Genomic DNA, 2,199 nt, shown 5'->3' with positions numbered 1-2,199 from the left:
TCAGTCACGATTAATTCCACCAGTTTTGAATTTTCAATTTTTTCGTAAGCATTTCCTGAAAGGATGGCGTGTGTACAAATGGCCCTAACGCTCAATGCGCCGCGTTCCATCATGACATCGGCGGCTTTGGTTAAAGTTCCGGCGGTATCGACCATATCATCTACAAGGACTACATTTTTTCCGGTTACATCGCCAATGAGTTCCATATATGAAATCACGTTGGCTTTTTCACGCTGTTTGTAACAGATTACTACATCACTTTCCAAAAACTTGGAATAAGCATAGGCTCTTTTTGAACCTCCCATATCGGGTGAAGCAATGGTCAGGTTTTCCAGGTTCAGGCTTCTTAAATAGGGTAAAAATATAGTAGAAGCAAATAGGTGATCTACAGGCTTTTCAAAAAACCCTTGTATTTGATCTGCGTGCAGGTCCATCGTGATAATGCGGGTGGCACCGGCTGTTTCCAGCATTTTTGCAACCAGTTTTGCCGCAATGGGCACTCTGGGTTTGTCTTTTCTGTCTTGTCTTGCCCAACCGTAGTAAGGAATCACAGCGGTGACGTGTCTAGCTGAAGCGCGTTTTGCAGCGTCTATCATCAATAGCATTTCCATCAGGTTGTCGCTGTTTGGAAACGTGGAACCTATGATAAAAACACGGCTTCCCCTTACTGATTCTTCAAATGAGGGTTGAAACTCCCCATCGCTGTAGTGTGAGGTAATCACTTTGCCCAGAGGCATTCCAAAAGCTTCTGCAATTTTTTCTGCAAGAACAATGCTTTGTGTACAGGCAAAAATTTTAGGTTCCGGTGTGGGTGCTGCCATAGTTAAGTGATTGTAAAATAGGGTTTTGCTTACTGCTTATTTTATCAAGGTGCAAATTTAGAAAATATTTTCAATCACCGTAACATTATTAGTGCTTATTTACTGTATTTATTTAATAATTTTTATAATTTTGTCGTCCTTGTTGATTCAAGGTTCAAGGTTTATTGTTTGAATTTTCAAAGAACTAACATTTAGGATTCTGATGCTCAAGTGGCGGAATTGGTAGACGCGCTGGATTCAAAATCCAGTACTTTCGGGTGTGTGGGTTCGATTCCCACCTTGAGTACAAAGCTCCAACATTTGTTGGGGCTTTTTATTTCTCAAACCCAATCTCAAAATACTTCAAGGTTTTTTTATAACGGTCTTGCGCCGTAAGGCAAGTGTCCGTTAAATACTCCCTTACAGTTTTCCATTGTTGTAAACCCCTGTAATAAAAAAACTTGAGGTCAACATCAATGATGAAGGGCACTATGTTGTTGGCCAAACATTCTTTAAAAAGAATCAGTCGGCCAACCCGTCCGTTACCGTCTTGAAACGGGTGGATGATTTCAAATTGGCAGTGAAAATCGATAAGGTCTTCCAGGGTTTTATTTTCAATGTTGTGATAATCTGAAAGTAATTTTTTCATTGTTGAAGCAACTTCTTTAGGAGGACAGGTTTCATTTCCGCCAACTTCATTGGGAAGTTTCTTATAATCTCCCACTGCAAACCAATTCTTTAGGCTGTCAGAGGTGCCTGACTTTAACATATAATGCAATTGTTTTATAAATGACTCTGACAGTTTTGCTTTTGCTTTTTCAATGATAAAATCAACACAACGAAAGTGATTCGATGCCTCAATGATGTCATCCACATTGATGCTTTCATCAAAGGCACCAATGGTGTTGGTTTCAAAAATGTTTCGTGTTTGCTCTTGTGTGAGTTGACTACCTTCAATGCGGTTTGAGTTGTATGTGAAATCAATCTGGGTGCGATGGTAGATGCCGCCTTTGAGCTTCATGTCTTTTTGCTCTTTTAGCAGGTTGAGCAATTGGTTACTACTGAATTTTTTCTGACTTCTTTTTTTGGGCAATTCGGCATCTTCGGGTATGTTCCAGGTTTTTCCGGTGATAAATGCACCATTGATTTTTCCTGAAGCACAATAATGTCGCACTGTCCTCTCCGGAAGATTCCACTTTTTTGCAAATTCATTGACTGATAAGTAATGCATGTTTTTTATTTAAAATTTGCCGTTATCGGCAAATATAAGGCTAAAAAGGGAAAGGAGTAGATATTTGTTTGCCGATAGATAGAGGGTGTGCTATTATTTCTTCACAAACTTTTGGACAGTTTTCCCTTCCGGGGAAGAAATTTCGATAAAGTAAATGCCGGGGTTTAA

The 2,199-nt window shown here is 39.6% G+C and carries 3 protein-coding genes and 1 tRNA gene; 1 reads left to right on the top strand and 3 read right to left on the bottom strand.

Annotated features, from left to right (window positions below; all coding sequences use genetic code 11):
* Nucleotides 1-821: ribose-phosphate diphosphokinase (locus AC6F75_RS11550; protein WP_500715167.1), on the bottom strand; the 821-nt coding region annotated here is incomplete at its 3' end.
* A gap of 204 nt (nt 822-1,025) precedes the next feature.
* Here AC6F75_RS11550 and AC6F75_RS11545 point away from each other — a divergent pair.
* Nucleotides 1,026-1,107, top strand: a tRNA-Leu gene (locus AC6F75_RS11545).
* 27 nt (nt 1,108-1,134) lie between these two features.
* On the opposite strand, the gene AC6F75_RS11540 is transcribed toward AC6F75_RS11545, so the two are convergent.
* Nucleotides 1,135-2,031, bottom strand: coding sequence for a Fic family protein (locus AC6F75_RS11540; RefSeq protein WP_500715166.1), 897 nt, complete (start codon nt 2,029-2,031; stop codon nt 1,135-1,137).
* Between the two features lie 93 nt (nt 2,032-2,124).
* A partial coding sequence (locus AC6F75_RS11535) for a T9SS type A sorting domain-containing protein (protein ID WP_500715168.1) occupies nt 2,125-2,199 on the bottom strand: 75 nt, incomplete at its 5' end.

It is taken from the genome of Planktosalinus sp. (assembly GCF_059864935.1).
Note: the sequence above shows the minus strand (reverse complement) of the source record. Positions and strands in the feature narration are given on the sequence as shown.